We start from the raw sequence: 20,066 nt of genomic DNA on the forward strand, positions 1-20,066 counted from the left end.
TTGTAATACTATCATACGCTAAATTCCTAACTATCCTATAACAAAGTGAAAAAAAAATCAATATTTATTCGTGAGAAAAATACATTTGTACGTGTTACAAGGACATTTTGCTAAAATGTATGTTGTAGTAAAGCACTAAAGACGAACCTTGCTGCCTTTTCCATCACGTTTTCCAATTTTCAGCCGGTTTAAGTGAACTTCTTTTTCCTTATAACGGATCACCGGATCCTCCCCCAAAAGGTGTACTGCCTCCAGCTCTTCCCCCTGGGCCAGTTTTATGCCGCGGACGCCTCTGGCATTCTTTTTCATCTCCGAAATTTCTTCTGTCTGAAAGCGTAAGAATACGCCTGCCGATGTCTGCAGCACCACATCGGTCTGCCCGTTTACCATCTGAACACTGATGACCGAATCCTCATCCTGCAGCTTTGTGGCTGCCACGGTTCTGTTATTGGTTTCAAATTCTTCTCCCGGCACCAGCTTCACAAGAGCCTGCTTTGTGGCGAACAGGAATTTACGTCCTTTGAGGCCTTCCGAATGGCACAAGTATACGATCTCTTCCCTGGTCCCGTCAAACTTGCTGAGATTATCAATGGGCGTCCCTTTATCCCGCAGCCTGCCGCTTGGAATATCCAGAACTTTTACCTGGTGTAAGTTTCCTGTATTGGTAAAGATGCATATTTTATCCGTATTCAAACAGTTTACCACATAAGGATTCTCTGTTTCAATGGTTTCTTTATTTCTATCATAGGAAGCCTTATCAAGCACCTTGCAGTAGCCGAAACGGTCCATGATAAAGGTGACCTCGGAAACGGCAACAGCCGCCTCATCATAAACGGCTTCCTTTCCATCCTCGATCAAGGTCCTCCTTGGGGTTGCATATTCGGCCTTGATGTCAGCCAGGTCCTTTTTAATAACCGCATCCATGTTTTTACGGCTGGAGAGGATTTTCTCGTACTGGGCGATCTTTGCCAACGTTTCCTTAAACTCCTTTTCCAGCTGGAGAATTTCCAGGCCGATCAGCTTATAAAGACGCATCTCCAGGATAGCACTGGCCTGCTTCTCTGTAAAGTGCAGCTTTTTAGCATCCTCCTCAAATCCCCTGACCCGGAATTTAATGTTAGTAATATCCCCGGTCATCAGGCAGTTTTTGGCGTCTTTTAAGTTTTTGGACCCCCTAAGTACCGCGATGATCAAATCAATGATGTCGCAGGCTTTGATGAGGCCTTCCTTGATTTCTTTCTTTTCCAGCTCTTTTTCCAGAAGGGCCTGATATTTCCTGGTTGCATTTTTATACTGGAAGTCCAGGTAATTTTTAAGGATTCCCTTTAAATTCAGGGTCTCCGGGCGTCCGTCGGCAATTGCCAGCATGTTGACTCCGTAGGTATCTTCCAGTTTTGTTTTCTTATAAAGAATATTGCGGATCTTTTCCACATCTGCATCCTTACGCAGCTCCAGAACAATCCGGATCCCATCCTTATTGGACTGGTTGGAAATATCCACTACATCCGTAAGCTTCTTGCTTTCCACCAGATCAGCCACATCCACCAGGAACTTATTAATGCCTGCTCCGATCATGGTATATGGGATCTCGGTGATCACCAGCTTATCCTTATCTGCCTTCCGTTTTCCAAGCTCAACTTCCATTCTGCCGCGGAGCTTGATTTTACCCGCGCCGGTTTCATAGATTGCCGGCAGGTCACTTTTATTGGCTATGATACCGCCTGTGGGAAAATCCGGACCCGGCAGATACTCCATCAGTTCCGGGATGGAAATATCCGGATCGTCAATATATGCCTGGACTGCTTCAATCACCTCACCCAGGTTATGTGCCGGAATGCTGGTGCTCATGCCGACTGCAATGCCTTCCGCCCCGTTGATCAACAGGTTCGGCACCCGCACAGGCAGGACTTCCGGCTCTTTTTCCGTCTCGTCATAATTGGGGATAAAATCGACCGTTTTATCCAAGTCCCTTAAATAGACTTCCTCTGCGAATTTTTCCAGTCTTGCTTCCGTATAACGCATGGCTGCCGCCCCATCCCCCTCGATGGAACCAAAGTTTCCATGACCGTTAACAAGAGGCATTCCCTTTTTAAATATCTGGGACATAACAACCAGAGTTTCATAAATGGAGCTGTCGCCATGGGGATGGTATTTACCCATGGTATCACCCACGATACGCGCCGATTTCCGGTGGGGCTTATCGTGGTTTAAATGAAGCTCACTCATGTCATATAATACACGCCGCTGCACCGGCTTTAAACCGTCTCTTGCATCCGGGATCGCTCTGGCAGTGATAACGCTCATGGAATAATTCATGTAGCTCTTCTGCATCTCCTCGGAAAACTCAGTTTTAATGATTTTTTCTGCCATGTTTCCTCTCCTTACGCGTCAATCTCAGCTTCATCCGCATGCTCATAGATAAACTGTCTTCTGGGAAGCACGTCGCTGCCCATGAGCATTTCCGTTATTTCCGAAGCCATGCGGGCATCCTCGATCTCCACCTGCTTTAGTACCCGCCGCTCGGGATCGAGGGTGGTCTCCCAGAGCTGTTCGGCATCCATTTCACCAAGTCCCTTATAACGCTGCAGGGTGAAATCTCCGGTATGGGTCCTGCGGTACCGCTCCAGTTCCTTTTCATCATAGAGATACTGTTCCTCCCCGCGCTTGGGAATTACCTTGAACAAAGGCGGCATGGCAATAAATACGTGGCCGTCATAGATCAGTTCCGGCATAAAACGGTATAAAAAGGTGAGAAGAAGGGTATCGATATGGCTTCCGTCCACATCGGCATCCGTCATGAGAATGATTTTATCATAACGCAGCTTCGTAATGTCAAAATCATTGCCATACCCTTCGGAAAAGCCGCAGCCAAAGGCGTTGATCATGGTCTTGATTTCCGCATTGGCCAGAACCTTGTCCATAGAAGCCTTCTCCACATTCAATATCTTTCCACGGATGGGCAGAATGGCCTGGTACTGCCTGTTGCGGGCAGTTTTGGCAGACCCCCCGGCGGAGTCTCCTTCTACGATAAAAATCTCACATTTTTCAGAATCACGGCTTTCGCAGTTCGCCAATTTTCCGTTGCTGTCAAAAGAAAACCTGGATTTGGAAAGCATATTGGTCTTAGCCTTCTCTTCTGCCTTACGGATTTTGGCAGACTTTTCTGCGCAGCCGATCACCGCCTTCAATACTTCCAAATTTCGGTCAAAATACCGCTGCAGCTCATCACCTGTTACGGTAAATACCGCCTTCGTTGCATCGGCACTGGCAAGCTTGGTCTTGGTCTGTCCTTCAAAAATAGGATCCGGGTGTTTTACTGCCACAACGGCTGTCAGCCCGTTTCTCGTATCCGCACCGGTAAAGTTGGTATCCTTTTCTTTTAAGATCCCCAGCTCTCTTGCATAACTGTTGATCATCTGAGTGAAACGGGTCTTAAACCCGGCCAGGTGGGTTCCCCCTTCCTGGGTAAAAATATTGTTGCAGAATCCCAATATATTCTCCTCAAAGGTATCCACAAACTGAAGAGCCACTTCCACTTCCACCTTGTCTACAATGCCTTTAATGTAGACGGGATCGTGAACCGCTTCCTTACCGGCGTTTAATTCCCTTACATAGGCTGTGATCCCATCCGGCTCATGATAAACGACGGTTTCTTCTTCCCCCTGCCGTTTATTTATATAGGTGATCCGAAGCTCCGGATTCAAATATGCAGTTTCATGAAGGCGGCTTTTCAGCCATTCCGCTTTAAAACGGATTTTCTCAAAAATCTCACAGTCAGGAAGGAAGTTGATCTCTGTTCCGGTCTCCTTTGTTTTTCCTGACGTAGGAAGCAGGCCATCCACCAGTTCTACCGTTGGTATGCCCCGCTCGTACGCATCATAATGAATCAGACCGTTCTTATGTATTTTGATTTTCATATGGGCCGACAGAGCATTCACGACCGAGGAACCAACTCCATGAAGACCGCCGCTGGTTTTGTAGGCATCATTATCAAATTTACCGCCTGCATGAAGCGTAGACAAAACCACACGCTCTGCAGATACGCCCTTTTTATGCATCTCCACCGGAATTCCGCGCCCGGCATCCTTTACGGTACAGGATCCATCCGATTCCAGGGTGACCCATATCTGATTGCAGCAGCCAGCCAAATGCTCGTCCACCGCATTATCTACAATTTCATAAATCAAATGATTCAGTCCCTTTGTCCCAACACTGCCTATATACATGCCCGGACGTTTTCGTACCGCCTCAAGGCCTTCCAATACGGTAATACTGTCCGCATTATACTGTGTTTTCGCCATGTTACTCCTCCACATCTAGTATTGTCATTTTCCATTATACAATGCTTTTTCCATTTTTGGCAAGTTGCTAACATTTTTTTTGCCAAATTTTATAAAAAGCTATTGAATTTTTCTAATATCCTGTGCTATAATATAACACGTGTCAAATAACATTAAGCAGATATAGTTCATTGGTAGAATATCAGCTTCCCAAGCTGAGGAGGCGGGTTCGATTCCCGTTATCTGCTTTATCTATTTTCTCAAAAGCGGATTGTCCTGCATACGACAATCCGCTTTTTAAATTTTTCCCGGCTATGATCTCACCCGGAACCCACTTTCTTCTACAGTCGGAATAAGCTCTGCCTGGAAATCGTCAATCACAATGAAACGGTCCTGTCTTAAATGTTCGAACAGGAGGTTCATCGCCTCTTCCGGCCCCTGCAGCTCCATCTCCACCCGGCCATCGTCCAAATTTCTCACCCAGCCGGTAAGTCCAAACCCCCGGGCAAGATACTGGGTCCGGAAGCGGAATCCAACTCCCTGGACCCGGCCGCTTACATAAATATGTTTTCGGATTTCTTCCGATCTCTCCATTCGTACCTCCTACTCCCCGGCCATATTAATGATATGGGATATAACAATTCTTTCCCTTTTTATGTCTCTGCTCTTCTGAAAGAACATAGTGTCAAGCTTTACTACATCAATCGGCATATTTTTTAATTTTACCCCTAGAATGCTTCATTCATTATAGCTTTTTATGGCAATTTTTGCAATCATTACGTAATTTTAGTTTTTTTTCATGAAAGGGTTGATTTTTTACTGCTTAGCTGTTATACTATCAAAGGTTCGGCCGTAATGCTGAAAAAACATGAATTGCTTCCGTAGCGCAGTTGGTAGCGCAACGCATTCGTAATGCGTGGGTCGGGGGTTCGAGTCCCCCCGGGAGCTGATCAAAAAAGCCTTGATTATTCAAGGTTTTTTCTTTTTTTATATATAATTTTTATCTTTCATAAAAGCTTGTTTTTTTCTCAATCCCACTGTTTTCCCACTATCTTAATTTTCCCACTTAAAATGCTCCTGGCCCTTGTGCTCCATCATTATCTGATTTGTATAATGCACATTCCAACGGATGCCCTGCCCTAGGTTCAAAATAGAAATCACAGAGTTCTCCAGTTTCCCAATGTGGTAACACTTGCCAGTTGGTGACCGCATATCCATCTGGATTAAAATAGTATCTATGGCCGTTAATAATCTGCCAGCATGATTTATGATAAGCTGTACTGCTAAAAGCATACTACCAACTATTTGAATCATGATTCCAGCCAATTTCATATTCTTGTTTTATTTTTATAGCTACCTCCTTTTTAAACTGATCCCATGCATCAGCATGATCTACAAACCATTTGGGACATACTTTTTTAGTTACGTCATAATGGCGGATTAATCCTCCATGTTCCGGGTCAAGCCCCCAACGCTTACAAAGGTCTACACAAAGCTCAACATAGGACTTATACGTCTCATCTGTAAATTTGCCGTCTGCCTTTGGGTGGCAGGCTTCAATGGATATGGTATAGCTGTTTGCACTATTGGTGCACCATGAGATTTCATCTTCCGGAATCAACTGTATGACTTCGGCACCTTGAAGTCCCTCAGCGCCGAGGGAAGTCATTGATAATACCTGCACGTCTACGCCTGTGTCGTCCATGTTGGCTATCCGTTTTTCCCCGAGATCGCCCGACATCTCAACGATTTTTGAAAACTGACCAGCCATCGGGTGCCCGTTTGCAGGATTTGCCACCATCGCATATTCTTTCCCGATACCTTGAAGAAATGCTGGTGTCAAATAATGCTCTTCCACCGCAATGATCCGTAACTGTTCCTTACTAGATTCTAATTTTTCCATTTTATACCTCCGTACGGTTAAATTTCATAGTATTTACACTTTGTGCCTTACATATTTTAAATGATGATTGTGTATATGATCTCATAATCAATAACACTTTGTTAGCAGTAAACATATACAATAAACTTAATTTAACTATTATCTACCACGTTTTCGCTTGTCAGGGCAAAGGTACATGCCAATCAACCTAAGGTACTGTAGCGCCCCCAGAACGAAATTATAGGCTTTCTTTAACATTAGAATGTCCCGTGATCTGGCTCATTTGCGAATTTGTTTCGGTTATTTCATTCAGCCTCCTCATATAACCGGTGTGGAAAGTGAAAAGTTTTTATTATGGCGCCTTAGCATTTGGGTAAAAATTTTCAAGGAGAAGAGCCCTCCTCGAATCGTTGGTACAGTTTACCAAGCAACGTTTGAAGTTGATCCAGTTCTTCCTGCGTGAACCAGGAAAGCAGTTCCTCAATGTGGGCAAAACACTGAGAATAGATCTGGTCTGCAAAGTCCAGCGTGGCGGGGGCGAGCGTAATGGCTGCTTTGCGTCTATCGGTCGGATGTTCCTCACGACGAATGAGTCCTGAACGTTCCAGCCCGGCCAGTAAACCGGTAATGTTCCCCGGCGTGACCTTGAGAACCTCTGCCAGTTCAGATGGCGTGAGTTGACCAGTTCCCTTAAGCAGGGTAATTACAGCCATCCAGGCATTTTTCGACCATTTTGGTATTTCCGAAGGAGATCTTGATATTTTGCCTGAATTCTTAAAGAATGAGCGCACTTTACTTCATTCGGTACCTCACATTATTTGATAACTGCCGGAACTGTCATTATGCTCATATAAACAATGCTTTATCATTTTAATCCCATATTACAAAACAAAACGGATGACCAGCAGGATCAATCATAGTAACCCATTCTTCCCTACCATATTGCTCATCAGTAATTTTAGCACCTAATTCAATGGCATTTTCCGTTGCTTCTTTTAGTTCGTCCTTATCGGCCACTGCAAAATCCAAATGTGCCATCATCTGCTGCTGTCCCGGTTGCGAAGGCCATATTGGAGGAATATAATCTTCATCATATTGAAAAGCTATTCCCACTTCCCCTTGATTTGATTGAATCCTAACAAAAGTCTCTTCTGCAAATACCACCGGCCAGTGTAAAAGACCAGTATAAAAAGATTGTAATTGCGGTATGTCGCTGCATTCCAAAATTACCGTCTTAAATTTTACGTCCATAAATACCTCCTGTTTTTTTCTAACATATTACATTTATCAGGACAACAGTATGTCACGTTTCCGCTAAATAATGATTTAGGTAAGGAGAAAATTATGTACGCTGATATCGAATCTACATTTACACTCCGTATTATTTACAAAATCAAATGCAGGCTTATTTTACCATGCATTCAGATGAATCTTTTCTTCAATATTGCAGTTTACCTGCTCAGGCAGCATCGTATTATCTTCCGGGTAACCGATTGCCAGATAACAAGGAAACATATACTCATTGGGCAGTTCTAAACTCTGAACAATATGTTCCGATTCATCGCCCGATGGAATTCGGACCGCACAGCCACACGCCATTCCCACAAGCCATTTAACGTTCCGGTTCATACTGCGAACTTTTTGCATTTTTTGCCTGATACATTTTCTCGTCCGCACGACGGATAAGTTCCTCAGCAGTCATTGGAATATCCTTCATGGTTTCAATGCCGAAAGAAATAGAAAGATGGGAAGCTTTCATAAGTTGATCGGCCGATATATTCTCAACATCCCTTTGTATACGTTCTGCGATTACACGTGCCTGATCTTCCTCTGTATTTTTTAAGTATAGAAGAAACTCGTCTCCGCCATACCTGGCTGCCCAGGCATTCTCAAAGCGAATATTTCGGGAGATAGCTTCACCGACAGCCTTAATTGCCAGATCCCCTGATTCATGCCCATAAAGGTCATTGATTGATTTAAAGTTGTCCATATCAAAGAAGCAAACCGATAACGGCATATGCATTAATGTAGCTTCAATAATATCAGCAGGCAAGCGTTCCGCTATAAAACGCCGGTTATAAAGGGAAGTAAGGGGGTCTTTCACAATTATATCATTGAGTTCCTGAACAAAGCGGGACAGCATTTCCCCCTTATTATAGTCGCCGGAACCAATGAGCATTGTGTCGGTAGCATTTTTTAGTAATTCAAGCACAGCCGGACGGCTTGAATTCCCAATGGGAATTGCTGTGACAAGAAGAACTGTATCTTCGCTTTTCTCCATTTTTACAAAACTTCTGTCTTCCTGATAGGATCTGATGGAAATACAGTTTTCACAGATCCTGCTGTTTCCCCAATAATCATAACAAACATCTTTTGTTCCTTCCAGAGAGGAACCCCGATATTCGAGCACCCTTTTATGCAGCGGATCAATTAACCGTACTGCATCATACATTTTATTAAAAAAATCCAATTTGTCTTTTATCTCATCCAGCGAAATGTTATTCATTTTCACCCCACAATTAGAACCCTGATTTAATAAAAACTTATAATTCCTTTATATAATGAATCATTGGTAATATCGTTTCCCTGTCCGTAAAATCAACCATTTTTCCATAGGTCGCAAGCATTTCCCTATCCTCATCCGTCAGAGAGTTCATATCCTTTTTTGCTGTCATCTTATGAACCATGGCCATCATTGCCTTATGAGGCAGACTAAGCATGGAATAATCCATTGCACCGCGTAAATGGAATATTTTTATTTTTTCCTGCATGCTTGAGGAAAGCACCTTATTCAGGCTCTGCTTTATATGCTCCACATTTGCGGCGTCTTTCGGGTCTGCCAATCCGCATGTAAAAAGTATCAGGTTTTTGTCCCTAAGCTTCCGGAAATTTTTTGTTAATATATCAATTCCGCTAACACCGCCGGCGTATAAACCGCCGCCGTAAATAATTGTGTCATATGGTTCCAGATCATCTATTTTTATGGCTTTGCGTTCAAACAGATCACATGATAATTCTTCCGAGATCCACTCTGCATATCTCCTGGTTGCCCCATATCTTGACTGAAACACAACGGCAATTTTATTCATTCCGGACTTCCTCCCATTATTTTTTACATGAATATACAAAAAAGTCTTAGAATCTGCATTCTAAAACTGCTTCCCTTAACACAAAAACCCTCAGGTATAACCTGAAGGTTTTCATTATGACCTATCCGAGAATCGAACTCGGGTTTCCGCCGTGAGAGGGCGGCGTCTTGACCGCTTGACCAATAGGCCATATACCAATATGTTATTTCATAGAGAATCGAGGCGACAAGATTCGAACTTGCGACCTCTGCGTCCCGAACGCAGCGCTCTACCAAACTGAGCCACGCCTCGATTACGTTAGGTAGTATAATATAAATCCAGACGTATGTCAACCTTATTTTCAAAATTTTTTTATTTTTATTAAATACTGGAAAAATTACAGTAAAATTCTGTTACTCTTCGGCTGAAAAAAGCTGCAAAACCATGGGCTTCACAGCTTTTTCCTTTCCTAACCCAAATCAAAAAGCGACAGCTGATTGGATTCCGGCAGTTCTCCAAGCAGGTTTAAATCCCCCATCAAATCGCAAACGGTCTTGCTGACCTTGGTACGGTTTCTGAAATCTTCCCTGGACAGGAATTTCCCGTCTTTCACCGCATCCACAATGGCATCAGCCGCCTTTTCACCCAGGCCGTCAATGCTGCTTAAAGACGGCATCAGCTTTCCGTCTATGATCTGGAAATGCCTTGCCTTTGCCCGGTAAATATCTATGGGCATAAAATCGTATCCTCTGGCATACATCTCCTGTACGATTCTCATATCGCGGAGAGTATCCTGCTCCTTCTTGGAAAGGGTATCGATCCTTTTCTTATAATCTGCCAGATAATGTTCCAGCTTATCCCTTCCCTGGCACATCAGCTCATAGCTGAAGCCGCTTGCACGAATGCTGAAAAACGCGGCATAGTAAGCCAGGGGATAAAATACCTTACAATAAGCAATACGCCAGGCCATCATAACATAGGCTGCCGCATGGGCTTTCGGGAACATGTACTTGATTTTTTTGCAGGACCAGATATACCAGTCCGGCACACCGTGAGCAGACATCTCCTCTTCCCACTCCGGTTTTAATCCTTTTCCCTTACGGACACTCTCCATGATGGAAAACGAAAGTCCTTCTTCGATCCCCATTGATATCAAATAGATCATGATGTCATCACGGGTGCAGATCGCGGTCTGAATGGTGGCCTTTCCTTCCTGGATCAGGGTTTGGGCATTCCCCAGCCATACATCCGTTCCATGGGCAAGACCGGCGATCCGCACCAGGTCGGAAAAGTACTTGGGCTGCGTATCAATTAACATCTGCATGGCGAAATCCGTACCGAATTCCGGAACACCGAGAGCGCCTAATTTGCATCCTCCGATATCCTCCGGCATGATCCCAAGCGCCGAAGTATCCTGGAACAGGGACATGACCTCTTTGCTGTCCAGTGGAATATCCTTAACCGGGTCAAATCCAATCAGATCCTGAAGCATACGGATCATGGTCGGATCATCGTGTCCCAGAATATCAAGCTTTAATAAGTTGTGGTCAATGGAATGGTAATCAAAATGGGTCGTTACCGTCATGGTGGTCATATCGTTAGCCGGACGCTGGACCGGGGTAAAGGAATAGATCTCTTCTCCATGAGGAAGTACGATAATTCCGCCGGGATGCTGCCCGGTAGTTCTCCGGACCCCTACACAGCCCTGCACGATCCGGTTGATCTCACAATTTCGTTTTCTCACCCCATGCTCTTCGTAATAATTTTTTACATAGCCGAAGGCAGTCTTATCTGCCAGCGTACCGATGGTTCCTGCCCGGAAGGTCTGTCCTTTGCCGAATATGACCTCTGTATAATCATGGGCCTTGCTCTGGTACTCACCGGAAAAGTTTAAGTCAATATCCGGCTCCTTGTCTCCCTTAAATCCCAGGAAAGTCTCAAACGGAATATCAAACCCGTCTTTCTCCAACGGATGACCGCATACCGGGCAGACCTTATCCGGCATGTCACAGCCCGCCATTCCGGAGAACTTTTTCACTTCTTCCGAGTCAAAATCGTAATAATGGCATGCCTTACAGTAATAATGCGGGCTTAGAGAGTTTACCTCCGTAATCCCGGACATGTAGGCAACAAACGAGGATCCGACAGAACCACGGGAGCCTACCAGATAACCGTCCTCATTGGATTTCCACACCAGCTTCTGGGCAATGATGTACATAACCGCAAACCCGTTGGAAATGATCGAGTTAAGCTCTCTTTCCAACCGCTCCGTAACAATGGCCGGAAGCTCTTCTCCATAGATGGCGTGAGCCCTGTCATAGCATATTTTCCTTAAATCTTCATCGGAATTCTCTATGACAGGAGGGCACTTGTCCGGCCGTACCGGAGAGATTCTTTCGCACATGTCAGCAATTTTTCTGGTGTTTTTTATGACAACCTCTTCTGCCTTATTAGGCCCCAGATACTCAAATTCCTTTAACATCTCCTCTGTGGTACGCAGATATAGCGGAGCCTGGTCATCGGAATCCTTAAAGCCCTGACCTGCCATGATGATTCTCCGGTATACTTCATCCTCCGGGTCCAGAAAATGAACATCGCAGGTAGCGCAGACCGGTTTTCCAAACTGCTCTCCCAGGGACACGATTTTCTTATTGATCTCCACAAGATCCTGTTCCGTCTTTACCACACTCTTTTCGTCTCTCAGCATAAATGCATTGTTGCCCAGAGGCTGAATTTCCAGATAATCATAAAAATGCACTAACTTTGCAATCTCCGCATCGGAAACGCCACGGAGCAGAGCCTGATACAATTCTCCCGCTTCACAGGCAGAGCCTATAATCAGGCCTTCCCGGTTCTGTTCCAGCACGCTTTTGGGAATTCTGGGCCTTCTGGCATAAAAATCAATATGGGAATACGAGATCAGACGATAGAGGTTCACTCTTCCCACATCATTGGCAGCCAGGATAATCACATGATAGGTAGGAAGCTTCTTGATCATGTCTGCGGACATGGTGCTTAAACCGTTAAGCTCATCAAGGGTTTCCACTCCCCGCTCCCGGAGCATTTTCACAAAAGCCACAAATATTTCGGCCGTACAGCCGGCATCGTCAACGGCCCTGTGGTGATTTTCAAGGGAAATCTTAAGAGCCTTTGCCACCGTATCCAGCTTATACCGGTTCAGGCTGGGAAGGAGATGCCTTGCCAGGGCCACGGTATCAATAACAGTGGGGGCAAAGGCCAGACCAAGCTGTGCAGCATTATATGCAATAAATCCCACGTCAAACGATGCATTGTGTGCTACCAGTACGGCATCGCCGCAAAACTCCAGAAACTGGGGAAGTATCTCATTGATCTTTGGATAAGGAAGAACCATGTTGTCATTGATGCCGGTAAGCTGCTCGATTTCAAAGGGAATCGGCACATCCGGATTCACAAAGGTGCTGAACTTATCTGTAATAACTCCGTTCTGAACCTTTACCGCTCCGATTTCAATGATTCTGTTTCTGGAAGAACTAAATCCGGTGGTTTCAATATCAAATACCACATAGGTATCGGATAATCCCTGGTTTTTGGAATTCTCCACAAGCTGCTTTAAATCATCCACCAGATATCCCTCGACTCCGTAAATCAGCTTAAAGGTATCATCCTTGTCCAAAGCATGGTTTGCATCCGGAAATGCCTGAACACACCCGTGATCCGTTATGGCAATGGCCGGCATTCCCCATTTCTTTGCGCGCTTCACAATGTCCTTAACCTCAGAAACGCCATCCATATCACTCATTTTCGTATGGCAGTGAAGTTCCACCCTCTTTTCCAGGCTGTTGTCGGTTCTTTTCCCGGTAAAATCCTCTGATTTCTTAATGCCGACGATTGATCCCAGGGTGAGCTCCCCATCGAACTTATCTATGGTGGTAACACCCTTGATCCGTATAAAAGTCCCCTGCACGACCGCGGCTTTTAAATCGTCAAGCTGTTCCTCTCTGGCAAACATTTTTACTGTAATGGTATCCGTAAAGTCCGTCACGTCAAAAATAATGATGGTCTTTCCGCTTCTTAGCTCTCTGCTGTCTACGGTTAAAATCTTACCGCGGATTACCACTTCACCAATTTCACCGTCAATTTTTTCTATTTCAATGGTTTCCCCATCAAAATCCCGGCCGTATAATACATCCGGGTTATCCGAGCGCCGCGCATGAAAACCGCCGCCTTTTTTAAAGTCCTTCCATTCCTTTTTCCCGGAATCAGAATCCCCGGTTTTGCCGCCTTCCTTTTTTCCTCCCATTCGAAGGGCAGGAGCAGGAGCCTGAGAATCCGGAACAAAAGGCGCATCAGCTATATATCTTGCAGCCAGAGCCTCCGGGGAGGCGCCGTCAGCCATGGAAGGAAGAGCGTAGTCTCCATCGTTTCCGGCATTTTTCTCATTTGATCCGCCGTGGCTCATTGCACCGAATGCGGTCCGCCTTACGATTTCTTCCACCTCCCGCTGCATTTGAAGCTCCTTCTGCTTTGCCAGGACATTTTCCTTAGGCGGAACATACTCATACTGGACCTCTACCGGCAGGCCGCACCGTTCATGGAAAATCTTCTCCAGAACCCGTTTCAGCTCCCCTGCCTTTTCATGGGTAACGATGGTATCCTCTACTTTCATTTTAAGAAGGTCCGGTTCCGGGAACTGGTATTCCGCTTTGCGGAACATATTGTATTCAATGATGCTGTAATTCTTCAGTTCCATTAACAGGCTTTCCCGGTATGCCTTTAATAGCTTCTGCGGGGTATACTGCCCGGATAAACGGTACCGTTCAATGACTTTTACCGTAAGCTGTTTGGATGGAAAAAGCTGATCCTTAATCCCCTTTTCCAGACCGTAAATATTTTGCTTATGAATCAGTCTGGGGCTGATAATATAAACGCGAATAGAGCTTCTATCCCTGTTGGAAGCAACCTTCTCCACTTCCACCAGATTTAAAAGCTCCCGCAATTCGTCTGTGATATGTAAGTTTGGAAAAACCTCCAAAAATTTTTTCGCCATTCTATCACCTGTTACATCTTCATGAGTTCTTCCTGCAGAGCATGAAGCAGCTGGTCCTCCGGAACCTTACGTATAACTTCACCTTTTTTAATAAGAAGGCCTTCTCCGATTCCTCCGGCGATTCCTAAATCCGCCTCTCTGGCTTCACCCGGACCGTTAACCACACAGCCCATCACCGCTACCTTAATGTCCAGGTGGTCAAAGCGTGAAACCATTTCTTCCACCTGGTTTGCCAGGGAAATAAGGTCAATTCTGGTCCTGCCGCAGGTCGGGCAGGAAACCACCTCCACGCCGCCCTTTCTTAAGCCCAGCGTCTTTAAAATGAGCCTCGCGGCCTTCACTTCTTCCAACGGATCTCCGGTCAAGGAGACACGGATGGTATCCCCGATCCCTTCATGGAGAATGATTCCCAATCCTACCGAAGACTTAATCGTTCCGGAAGAAAGGGTACCTGCCTCCGTAATCCCGACATGAAGCGGATAATCTGACTGCCTGGCAATCAGTTCATGAGCCCTGATGCACATGAGTACATCCGAGGATTTAATGCTGATGACAAGATTTTCATATCCCAGTTCTTCAATCATCCGGACTTTATCCAGAGCGCTTTCTACAATTCCCTCTGCAGTGACCCCTCCATATTTTTCGATGAGGTTCTTTTCAAGAGAACCGCTGTTTACCCCAACCCGGATAGGAATGTCATGTTCCCTGGCCTTCTCCACAACCGCACGGACACGGTCGGAAGACCCTATGTTCCCCGGATTGATGCGGATCTTATCCGCTCCGGACTGGATGGCAGCTATGGCAAGCCGATAGTCAAAGTGAATATCAGCCACCAAAGGAATGGCGATCTGCTCTTTGATCTTTTTCAAGGCTCCTGCCGCTTCCATGTCCGGAACGGCAACCCGGATAATATCACAGCCAGCCTTTGTCAAAGTCTTGATCTGGTTTACAGTAGCCTCTACATCCTGTGTCTTCGTATTGCACATGGACTGGATCAGGACCGGATTTCCTCCGCCGATGATCCGGTCCCCGATACGAACTGCTCTTGTATGCTCTCTGTTCATAGATTCCTCCATTCTGTACGCGCGTTCTGTTTTTCCAAACTGCCTGCATGTTCGTTTGGCTCATTGCCCGCGTAAATTACGGCTTGCTTACGTAAACCTGCTGATATCGTTAAATACCACAAAAATCATAAGGGCCATGAGAGCCGCCATACTGATCATGTTCACCAGACCCTCCTTCTCCGGGTCCATGCGCTTGCCCCTGATCGCTTCAATAATCAGAAACAAAAGCCGGCCTCCATCAAGCGCGGGAATGGGAAGCAGATTCATAACGCCTAAGTTTGCACTCAATAGAATGCACATGCTGATCACATTCATAAGCGCCGCCATAACGCTGACCGTCAGCCCGGCCTTTACCGAATCATCTATCATGACTACAATTCCTACCGGACCGCTTAAATCATTTACGCTTGCCTTTCCGGTAAAGAGCATTCCAAGGCTTTTAACCGTCAGCTTGACATCGTATTTCATTTCCATATATCCGTACTTCATCAGTTCTCCAAAGGACGTAACCCGCATATTCTGCGGCGCTATGGTAATACCGATTAAATACTTTCTACTTTCCTCCGAATATTGAGGAGTGACGGATGCCGACTGGATCTCACGGATCCCCGTATCCGGATTAACTCTGGAAAACTCCACCAGACTCATCTTTTCTTCTGGCCTTAAGAGTTTATAAAGAATATATTCCCGATACATGGATACGTTCTCTCCATTAATTTTTAAGAGTTTGTCTCCAGGACGGATACCGGCCTCATAGGCAGGTGAGTTTTCCGTTACTTCCTTTATATACGTAGTATCATAGCCGCTCATCCCTACCAGGATCATGGCAAGGAAAAAGGCCAGAATAAAATTAAATATGGGACCTGCCGCTATCACCGACATTCGGGCCGGAATGGATTTATTCTGGAACGCCCGTTCATCCGGATTCTCTTCATCTTCTCCCAGCATCATACAGGAACCGCCTAAGGGCAGCACCTTAATGGAATAGGTTGTTTCACCCTTTTTAAAGCGAAACAGCCTCGGCCCCATGCCGATGGAAAACTCCACCACCGCAATCCCATTCATTTTTGCAAATAAAAAATGTCCCAATTCATGAATTAAAACAATCAGTCCAAATACCAGAACTGCTAAGATAATACTGGACAATCTACCACCTGCTTTCTATATATTCGTAAGCTGCAGCCTCTGCTTCAAGAATCTCCTCTACCGTCGGATTCTCCTTTACAGTATGCCCGTTCATAGCCCCCTCTATCATATCTGTAATGGCAAGATATGAAATTTCTCTGTTTAAAAATTTGGCAACTGCCCGCTCATTGGCAGCATTGAAAACCGTAGGAAGCGTTCCTCCGGTCTTTCCTGCACGATAAGCCAGAAGAAGCCCCGGAAAATTAACCATATCCGGTTTCTCAAAGTTAATATGTCCAATGGTCCAGAAGTCAAGCCGTTCTCCCGGAAGAAATCTTCGTTCCGGATAATACAGCGCATACTGGATCGGAAGCTTCATATCCGGCGTTCCCAGTTGGGCCATCACCGCACCGTCTTCAAATTCCACCATGGAATGAATGACGCTCTTTGGCTGAACCACCACTTTAACCTGATCCATCTCTACGCCAAAGAGCCATTTCGCTTCCATAACTTCGAGACCCTTGTTGACCATGGTGGAGGAATCAATGGTTATTTTCTTCCCCATAGACCAGTTTGGATGGTTCAAAGCTTCCTCCACTTGTACAGACTCCAGCTCGCTTCTTGTTTTTCCGCGGAAAGGACCGCCGGAGGCTGTTAAAAGTATTTTATGGATTTTATTTTTATTTTCCCCGTTCAGGCATTGGAAAATGGCGCTATGTTCACTGTCCACAGGAAGAATCTTTACTCCTCTTTCCTTTGCCAGAGGCATGATAATATGTCCGGCCGTGACAAGAGTTTCCTTATTTGCCAGGGCAATGTCTTTCCCTGCTTCCATGGCTGCAATCGTAGGCTGTATCCCGATCATACCTACAAGAGCCGTTACCACGATTTCTGCAGAGATTTCCGTAGCTGCCTCAATAAGCCCTTCCATTCCGGATACGATATGTACTGGTAAATCCTGAACAGAGACCGCCAGTTCTTTCGCCTTATCTTCCCTCCACACACATGCCACCTTAGGATGGAACTGCCTGATCTGTGCCTCCAGCAGGCGGATATTGCTGCCTGCCGCCAGGGCGGTAACCTCAATATCCTTCTGAGTTTCAACCACCTCCAGGGTCTGCGTTCCGATGGATCCCGTTGAACCCAGGATTGCTATTTTCTTCATCTTATGCTGATAACTCCTTTTCTTTTCCAAAATTCCAGACATGGATATCCTTTAACGCAAAAATGTCACCGCAAAATAAATGGCCGGTGCCGTAAAGAGCATGCTGTCAAACCGGTCCAGAATTCCGCCATGTCCCGGAATCAGTTTCCCATAATCCTTTATCTGATGATCGCGTTTAATGGCAGATGCAGCTAAATCTCCAACCTGAGAAATCACCGCCGCAATGGCACAGGCTAATGCACAGGCTGTCTGTGGATCACGGATATCCGTCATGGACGTACCGAAAACGGTTCCATAGAGAAGTCCAAGCAAGGCCGCTCCTGCCACTCCGCCAATCGCTCCTTCTATGGACTTTTTGGGGCTCAGCACAGGAGCCAGCCTATGTCTCCCAATTATCATCCCGACACAGTAAGCGCAGGTATCACAGCCCCAGGAGCTTAAAAACACCAGCCATACCAGATATTTTCCATCTGCCATGGAACGGACCTGATACAGATAAGACAGCATGACCGCTACATAGAATACTCCAAAAAATGCTGCTGTCACCTCATCCATCCGGTATTTCGGGAAGGTGAATACATAAATGCTCATGAGGATCATCAAAAATGCAATGGACAAAAGCAGCATGAACTGCTCTCCGCGGAACCACAGCAGGCCGTAATATGCCAAAACCGTTAAATACCCCATAAACCCCAACGCTTTTTTCTGTATCTTCATCACACGGTACAACTCAAACAAACCAACCATGGATATGGAAACGGTTGTGGCAAAAAGCAGGATTCCGCCGCTTCCCACCGTAACAAGAGCAATCAAAATAAGAATGATTCCGCTTATAAGTCTGGTTGTGAACATCGCGCTTCCTCCCTCCGGATCACTTCACTCCCCCAAATCTTCGTTCCCTGCTATTGTACGCCGCAATAGCCTTTTTCAATTCATCCATATTAAAATCAGGCCAATAGCAGTCCGTAACATAGAGTTCNTAAATATGGGACCTGCCGCTATCACCGACATTCGGGCCGGAATGGATTTATTCTGGAACGCCCGTTCATCCGGATTCTCTTCATCTTCTCCCAGCATCATACAGGAACCGCCTAAGGGCAGCACCTTAATGGAATAGGTTGTTTCACCCTTTTTAAAGCGAAACAGCCTCGGCCCCATGCCGATGGAAAACTCCACCACCGCAATCCCATTCATTTTTGCAAATAAAAAATGTCCCAATTCATGAATTAAAACAATCAGTCCAAATACCAGAACTGCTAAGATAATACTGGACAATCTACCACCTGCTTTCTATATATTCGTAAGCTGCAGCCTCTGCTTCAAGAATCTCCTCTACCGTCGGATTCTCCTTTACAGTATGCCCGTTCATAGCCCCCTCTATCATATCTGTAATGGCAAGATATGAAATTTCTCTGTTTAAAAATTTGGCAACTGCCCGCTCATTGGCAGCATTGAAAACCGTAGGAAGCGTTCCTCCGGTCTTTCCTGCACGATAAGCCAGAAGAAGCCCCGGAAAATTAACCATATCCGGTTTCTCAAAGTTAATATGTCCAATGGTCCAGAAGTCAAGCCGTTCTCCCGGAAGAAATCTTCGTTCCGGATAATACAGCGCATACTGGATCGGAAGCTTCATATCCGGCGTTCCCAGTTGGGCCATCACCGCACCGTCTTCAAATTCCACCATGGAATGAATGACGCTCTTTGGCTGAACCACCACTTTAACCTGATCCATCTCTACGCCAAAGAGCCATTTCGCTTCCATAACTTCGAGACCCTTGTTGACCATGGTGGAGGAATCAATGGTTATTTTCTTCCCCATAGACCAGTTTGGATGGTTCAAAGCTTCCTCCACTTGTACAGACTCCAGCTCGCTTCTTGTTTTTCCGCGGAAAGGACCGCCGGAGGCTGTTAAAAGTATTTTATGGATTTTATTTTTATTTTCCCCGTTCAGGCATTGGAAAATGGCGCTATGTTCACTGTCCACAGGAAGAATCTTTACTCCTCTTTCCTTTGCCAGAGGCATGATAATATGTCCGGCCGTGACAAGAGTTTCCTTATTTGCCAGGGCAATGTCTTTCCCTGCTTCCATGGCTGCAATCGTAGGCTGTATCCCGATCATACCTACAAGAGCCGTTACCACGATTTCTGCAGAGATTTCCGTAGCTGCCTCAATAAGCCCTTCCATTCCGGATACGATATGTACTGGTAAATCCTGAACAGAGACCGCCAGTTCTTTCGCCTTATCTTCCCTCCACACACATGCCACCTTAGGATGGAACTGCCTGATCTGTGCCTCCAGCAGGCGGATATTGCTGCCTGCCGCCAGGGCGGTAACCTCAATATCCTTCTGAGTTTCAACCACCTCCAGGGTCTGCGTTCCGATGGATCCCGTTGAACCCAGGATTGCTATTTTCTTCATCTTATGCTGATAACTCCTTTTCTTTTCCAAAATT

At 45.6% G+C, this 20,066-nt stretch carries 17 protein-coding genes, 4 tRNA genes and 1 pseudogene; 2 read left to right on the top strand and 20 right to left on the bottom strand.

The genetic code is table 11. The features are described from left to right. Nucleotides 1-135: 135 nt before the first annotated feature. Together BQ9856_RS10475 and BQ9856_RS10480 are read right to left on the bottom strand one after the other, a co-directional pair. Nucleotides 136-2,370: a DNA gyrase/topoisomerase IV subunit A gene (locus BQ9856_RS10475; protein WP_077610987.1), complete on the bottom strand. Its 2,235-nt coding sequence runs from the start codon at nt 2,368-2,370 to the stop codon at nt 136-138. An 11-nt stretch (nt 2,371-2,381) separates the two neighbouring features. Beyond that, nucleotides 2,382-4,301, bottom strand: coding sequence for a DNA gyrase/topoisomerase IV subunit B (locus tag BQ9856_RS10480; protein ID WP_077610988.1), 1,920 nt, complete (start codon nt 4,299-4,301; stop codon nt 2,382-2,384). 156 nt (nt 4,302-4,457) lie between these two features. Between BQ9856_RS10480 and BQ9856_RS10485 the strand changes: the two genes are divergently transcribed. After that, nucleotides 4,458-4,528 (top strand) — tRNA-Gly (locus tag BQ9856_RS10485). A gap of 64 nt (nt 4,529-4,592) precedes the next feature. On the opposite strand, the gene BQ9856_RS10490 is transcribed toward BQ9856_RS10485, so the two are convergent. Beyond that, nucleotides 4,593-4,874 carry an acylphosphatase gene (locus tag BQ9856_RS10490; protein ID WP_077610989.1) on the bottom strand — a complete coding sequence of 94 codons (282 nt, stop codon included), beginning with the start codon at nt 4,872-4,874 and terminating at the stop codon, nt 4,593-4,595. A gap of 281 nt (nt 4,875-5,155) precedes the next feature. On the opposite strand from BQ9856_RS10490, the gene BQ9856_RS10495 reads away from it, so the two are divergent. Further along, nucleotides 5,156-5,228 (top strand) — tRNA-Thr (locus tag BQ9856_RS10495). A gap of 118 nt (nt 5,229-5,346) precedes the next feature. Here the strand turns inward: BQ9856_RS10495 and BQ9856_RS25720 are convergent. From BQ9856_RS25720 to BQ9856_RS10580, 17 genes and pseudogenes are all read right to left on the bottom strand, one after another. Further along, nucleotides 5,347-5,538: pseudogene (locus BQ9856_RS25720) on the bottom strand (hypothetical protein); the annotation flags it as partial. 36 nt (nt 5,539-5,574) lie between these two features. Then, a complete protein-coding gene (locus tag BQ9856_RS10505) occupies nt 5,575-6,183 on the bottom strand; it encodes a peptidoglycan recognition protein family protein (protein WP_077610990.1) in 609 nt (202 codons plus the stop codon). A gap of 362 nt (nt 6,184-6,545) precedes the next feature. Continuing rightward, entirely contained in the window at nt 6,546-6,875 is a 330-nt protein-coding gene (locus BQ9856_RS10510) for a MarR family winged helix-turn-helix transcriptional regulator (protein WP_077610991.1), read from the bottom strand. 157 nt (nt 6,876-7,032) lie between these two features. Beyond that, on the bottom strand, nt 7,033-7,413 hold the full coding sequence (locus BQ9856_RS10515; RefSeq protein WP_077610992.1) for a VOC family protein: 381 nt from the start codon (nt 7,411-7,413) through the stop codon (nt 7,033-7,035). A 159-nt stretch (nt 7,414-7,572) separates the two neighbouring features. After that, nucleotides 7,573-7,791, bottom strand: coding sequence for a hypothetical protein (locus BQ9856_RS10520; RefSeq protein ID WP_077610993.1), 219 nt, complete (start codon nt 7,789-7,791; stop codon nt 7,573-7,575). Beyond that, nucleotides 7,775-8,668 carry a GGDEF domain-containing protein gene (locus BQ9856_RS10525; protein WP_077610994.1) on the bottom strand — a complete coding sequence of 298 codons (894 nt, stop codon included), beginning with the start codon at nt 8,666-8,668 and terminating at the stop codon, nt 7,775-7,777. Before BQ9856_RS10525 ends, BQ9856_RS10520 begins: the two co-directional genes overlap by 17 nt. A gap of 37 nt (nt 8,669-8,705) precedes the next feature. Beyond that, entirely contained in the window at nt 8,706-9,251 is a 546-nt protein-coding gene (locus BQ9856_RS10530; protein ID WP_077610995.1) for a flavodoxin domain-containing protein, read from the bottom strand. A 117-nt stretch (nt 9,252-9,368) separates the two neighbouring features. Further along, a tRNA-Glu gene (locus BQ9856_RS10535) sits at nt 9,369-9,440 on the bottom strand. A 28-nt stretch (nt 9,441-9,468) separates the two neighbouring features. Then, nucleotides 9,469-9,542 (bottom strand) — tRNA-Pro (locus BQ9856_RS10540). A 157-nt stretch (nt 9,543-9,699) separates the two neighbouring features. Continuing rightward, nucleotides 9,700-14,259, bottom strand: a complete 4,560-nt coding sequence (locus BQ9856_RS10545) for a PolC-type DNA polymerase III (protein ID WP_077610996.1) — start codon at nt 14,257-14,259, stop codon at nt 9,700-9,702. Between the two features lie 11 nt (nt 14,260-14,270). Then, nucleotides 14,271-15,335, bottom strand: a complete 1,065-nt coding sequence (gene ispG, locus BQ9856_RS10550; RefSeq protein ID WP_077610997.1) for a flavodoxin-dependent (E)-4-hydroxy-3-methylbut-2-enyl-diphosphate synthase — start codon at nt 15,333-15,335, stop codon at nt 14,271-14,273. A 75-nt stretch (nt 15,336-15,410) separates the two neighbouring features. Next, the gene (rseP, locus tag BQ9856_RS10555; RefSeq protein ID WP_077610998.1) at nt 15,411-16,469 is read right to left on the bottom strand and encodes an RIP metalloprotease RseP; all 1,059 of its coding nucleotides are present in this window, start codon (nt 16,467-16,469) and stop codon (nt 15,411-15,413) included. Between the two features lies 1 nt (nt 16,470). Continuing rightward, nucleotides 16,471-17,613, bottom strand: a complete 1,143-nt coding sequence (locus BQ9856_RS10560) for a 1-deoxy-D-xylulose-5-phosphate reductoisomerase (RefSeq protein WP_077613336.1) — start codon at nt 17,611-17,613, stop codon at nt 16,471-16,473. A gap of 51 nt (nt 17,614-17,664) precedes the next feature. Continuing rightward, entirely contained in the window at nt 17,665-18,465 is an 801-nt protein-coding gene (locus tag BQ9856_RS10565) for a phosphatidate cytidylyltransferase (protein WP_077610999.1), read from the bottom strand. 19 nt (nt 18,466-18,484) lie between these two features. After that, nucleotides 18,485-18,553: a hypothetical protein gene (locus BQ9856_RS25725; protein ID WP_077613337.1), complete on the bottom strand. Its 69-nt coding sequence runs from the start codon at nt 18,551-18,553 to the stop codon at nt 18,485-18,487. Beyond that, nucleotides 18,541-18,888, bottom strand: a complete 348-nt coding sequence (locus tag BQ9856_RS10575) for a site-2 protease family protein (protein WP_139348681.1) — start codon at nt 18,886-18,888, stop codon at nt 18,541-18,543. Before BQ9856_RS10575 ends, BQ9856_RS25725 begins: the two co-directional genes overlap by 13 nt. A gap of 1 nt (nt 18,889) precedes the next feature. After that, a complete protein-coding gene (locus BQ9856_RS10580; RefSeq protein WP_077613336.1) occupies nt 18,890-20,032 on the bottom strand; it encodes a 1-deoxy-D-xylulose-5-phosphate reductoisomerase in 1,143 nt (380 codons plus the stop codon). Nucleotides 20,033-20,066 lie beyond the last annotated feature (34 nt).

The sequence above is a fragment of the Clostridium sp. Marseille-P2415 genome, assembly GCF_900155545.1.
GTDB lineage: Bacteria > Bacillota > Clostridia > Lachnospirales > Lachnospiraceae > Lacrimispora.

What these genes read in the sequence shown, in the direction of transcription:
- BQ9856_RS10560 (WP_077613336.1), bottom strand. Translation starts at nt 17,613, where the DNA reads ATGAAGAAAATAGCAATCCTGGGTTCAACGGGATCCATCGGAACGCAG.
- BQ9856_RS10565 (WP_077610999.1), bottom strand. Translation starts at nt 18,465, where the DNA reads ATGTTCACAACCAGACTTATAAGCGGAATCATTCTTATTTTGATTGCT.
- BQ9856_RS10475 (WP_077610987.1), bottom strand. Translation starts at nt 2,370, where the DNA reads ATGGCAGAAAAAATCATTAAAACTGAGTTTTCCGAGGAGATGCAGAAG.
- BQ9856_RS10580 (WP_077613336.1), bottom strand. Translation starts at nt 20,032, where the DNA reads ATGAAGAAAATAGCAATCCTGGGTTCAACGGGATCCATCGGAACGCAG.
- ispG (WP_077610997.1), bottom strand. Translation starts at nt 15,335, where the DNA reads ATGGAGGAATCTATGAACAGAGAGCATACAAGAGCAGTTCGTATCGGG.
- BQ9856_RS10505 (WP_077610990.1), bottom strand. Translation starts at nt 6,183, where the DNA reads ATGGAAAAATTAGAATCTAGTAAGGAACAGTTACGGATCATTGCGGTG.
- BQ9856_RS10515 (WP_077610992.1), bottom strand. Translation starts at nt 7,413, where the DNA reads ATGGACGTAAAATTTAAGACGGTAATTTTGGAATGCAGCGACATACCG.
- BQ9856_RS10525 (WP_077610994.1), bottom strand. Translation starts at nt 8,668, where the DNA reads ATGAATAACATTTCGCTGGATGAGATAAAAGACAAATTGGATTTTTTT.
- BQ9856_RS10530 (WP_077610995.1), bottom strand. Translation starts at nt 9,251, where the DNA reads ATGAATAAAATTGCCGTTGTGTTTCAGTCAAGATATGGGGCAACCAGG.
- BQ9856_RS10490 (WP_077610989.1), bottom strand. Translation starts at nt 4,874, where the DNA reads ATGGAGAGATCGGAAGAAATCCGAAAACATATTTATGTAAGCGGCCGG.
- BQ9856_RS10480 (WP_077610988.1), bottom strand. Translation starts at nt 4,301, where the DNA reads ATGGCGAAAACACAGTATAATGCGGACAGTATTACCGTATTGGAAGGC.
- BQ9856_RS10510 (WP_077610991.1), bottom strand. Translation starts at nt 6,875, where the DNA reads ATGGCTGTAATTACCCTGCTTAAGGGAACTGGTCAACTCACGCCATCT.
- BQ9856_RS10520 (WP_077610993.1), bottom strand. Translation starts at nt 7,791, where the DNA reads ATGAACCGGAACGTTAAATGGCTTGTGGGAATGGCGTGTGGCTGTGCG.
- BQ9856_RS10545 (WP_077610996.1), bottom strand. Translation starts at nt 14,259, where the DNA reads ATGGCGAAAAAATTTTTGGAGGTTTTTCCAAACTTACATATCACAGAC.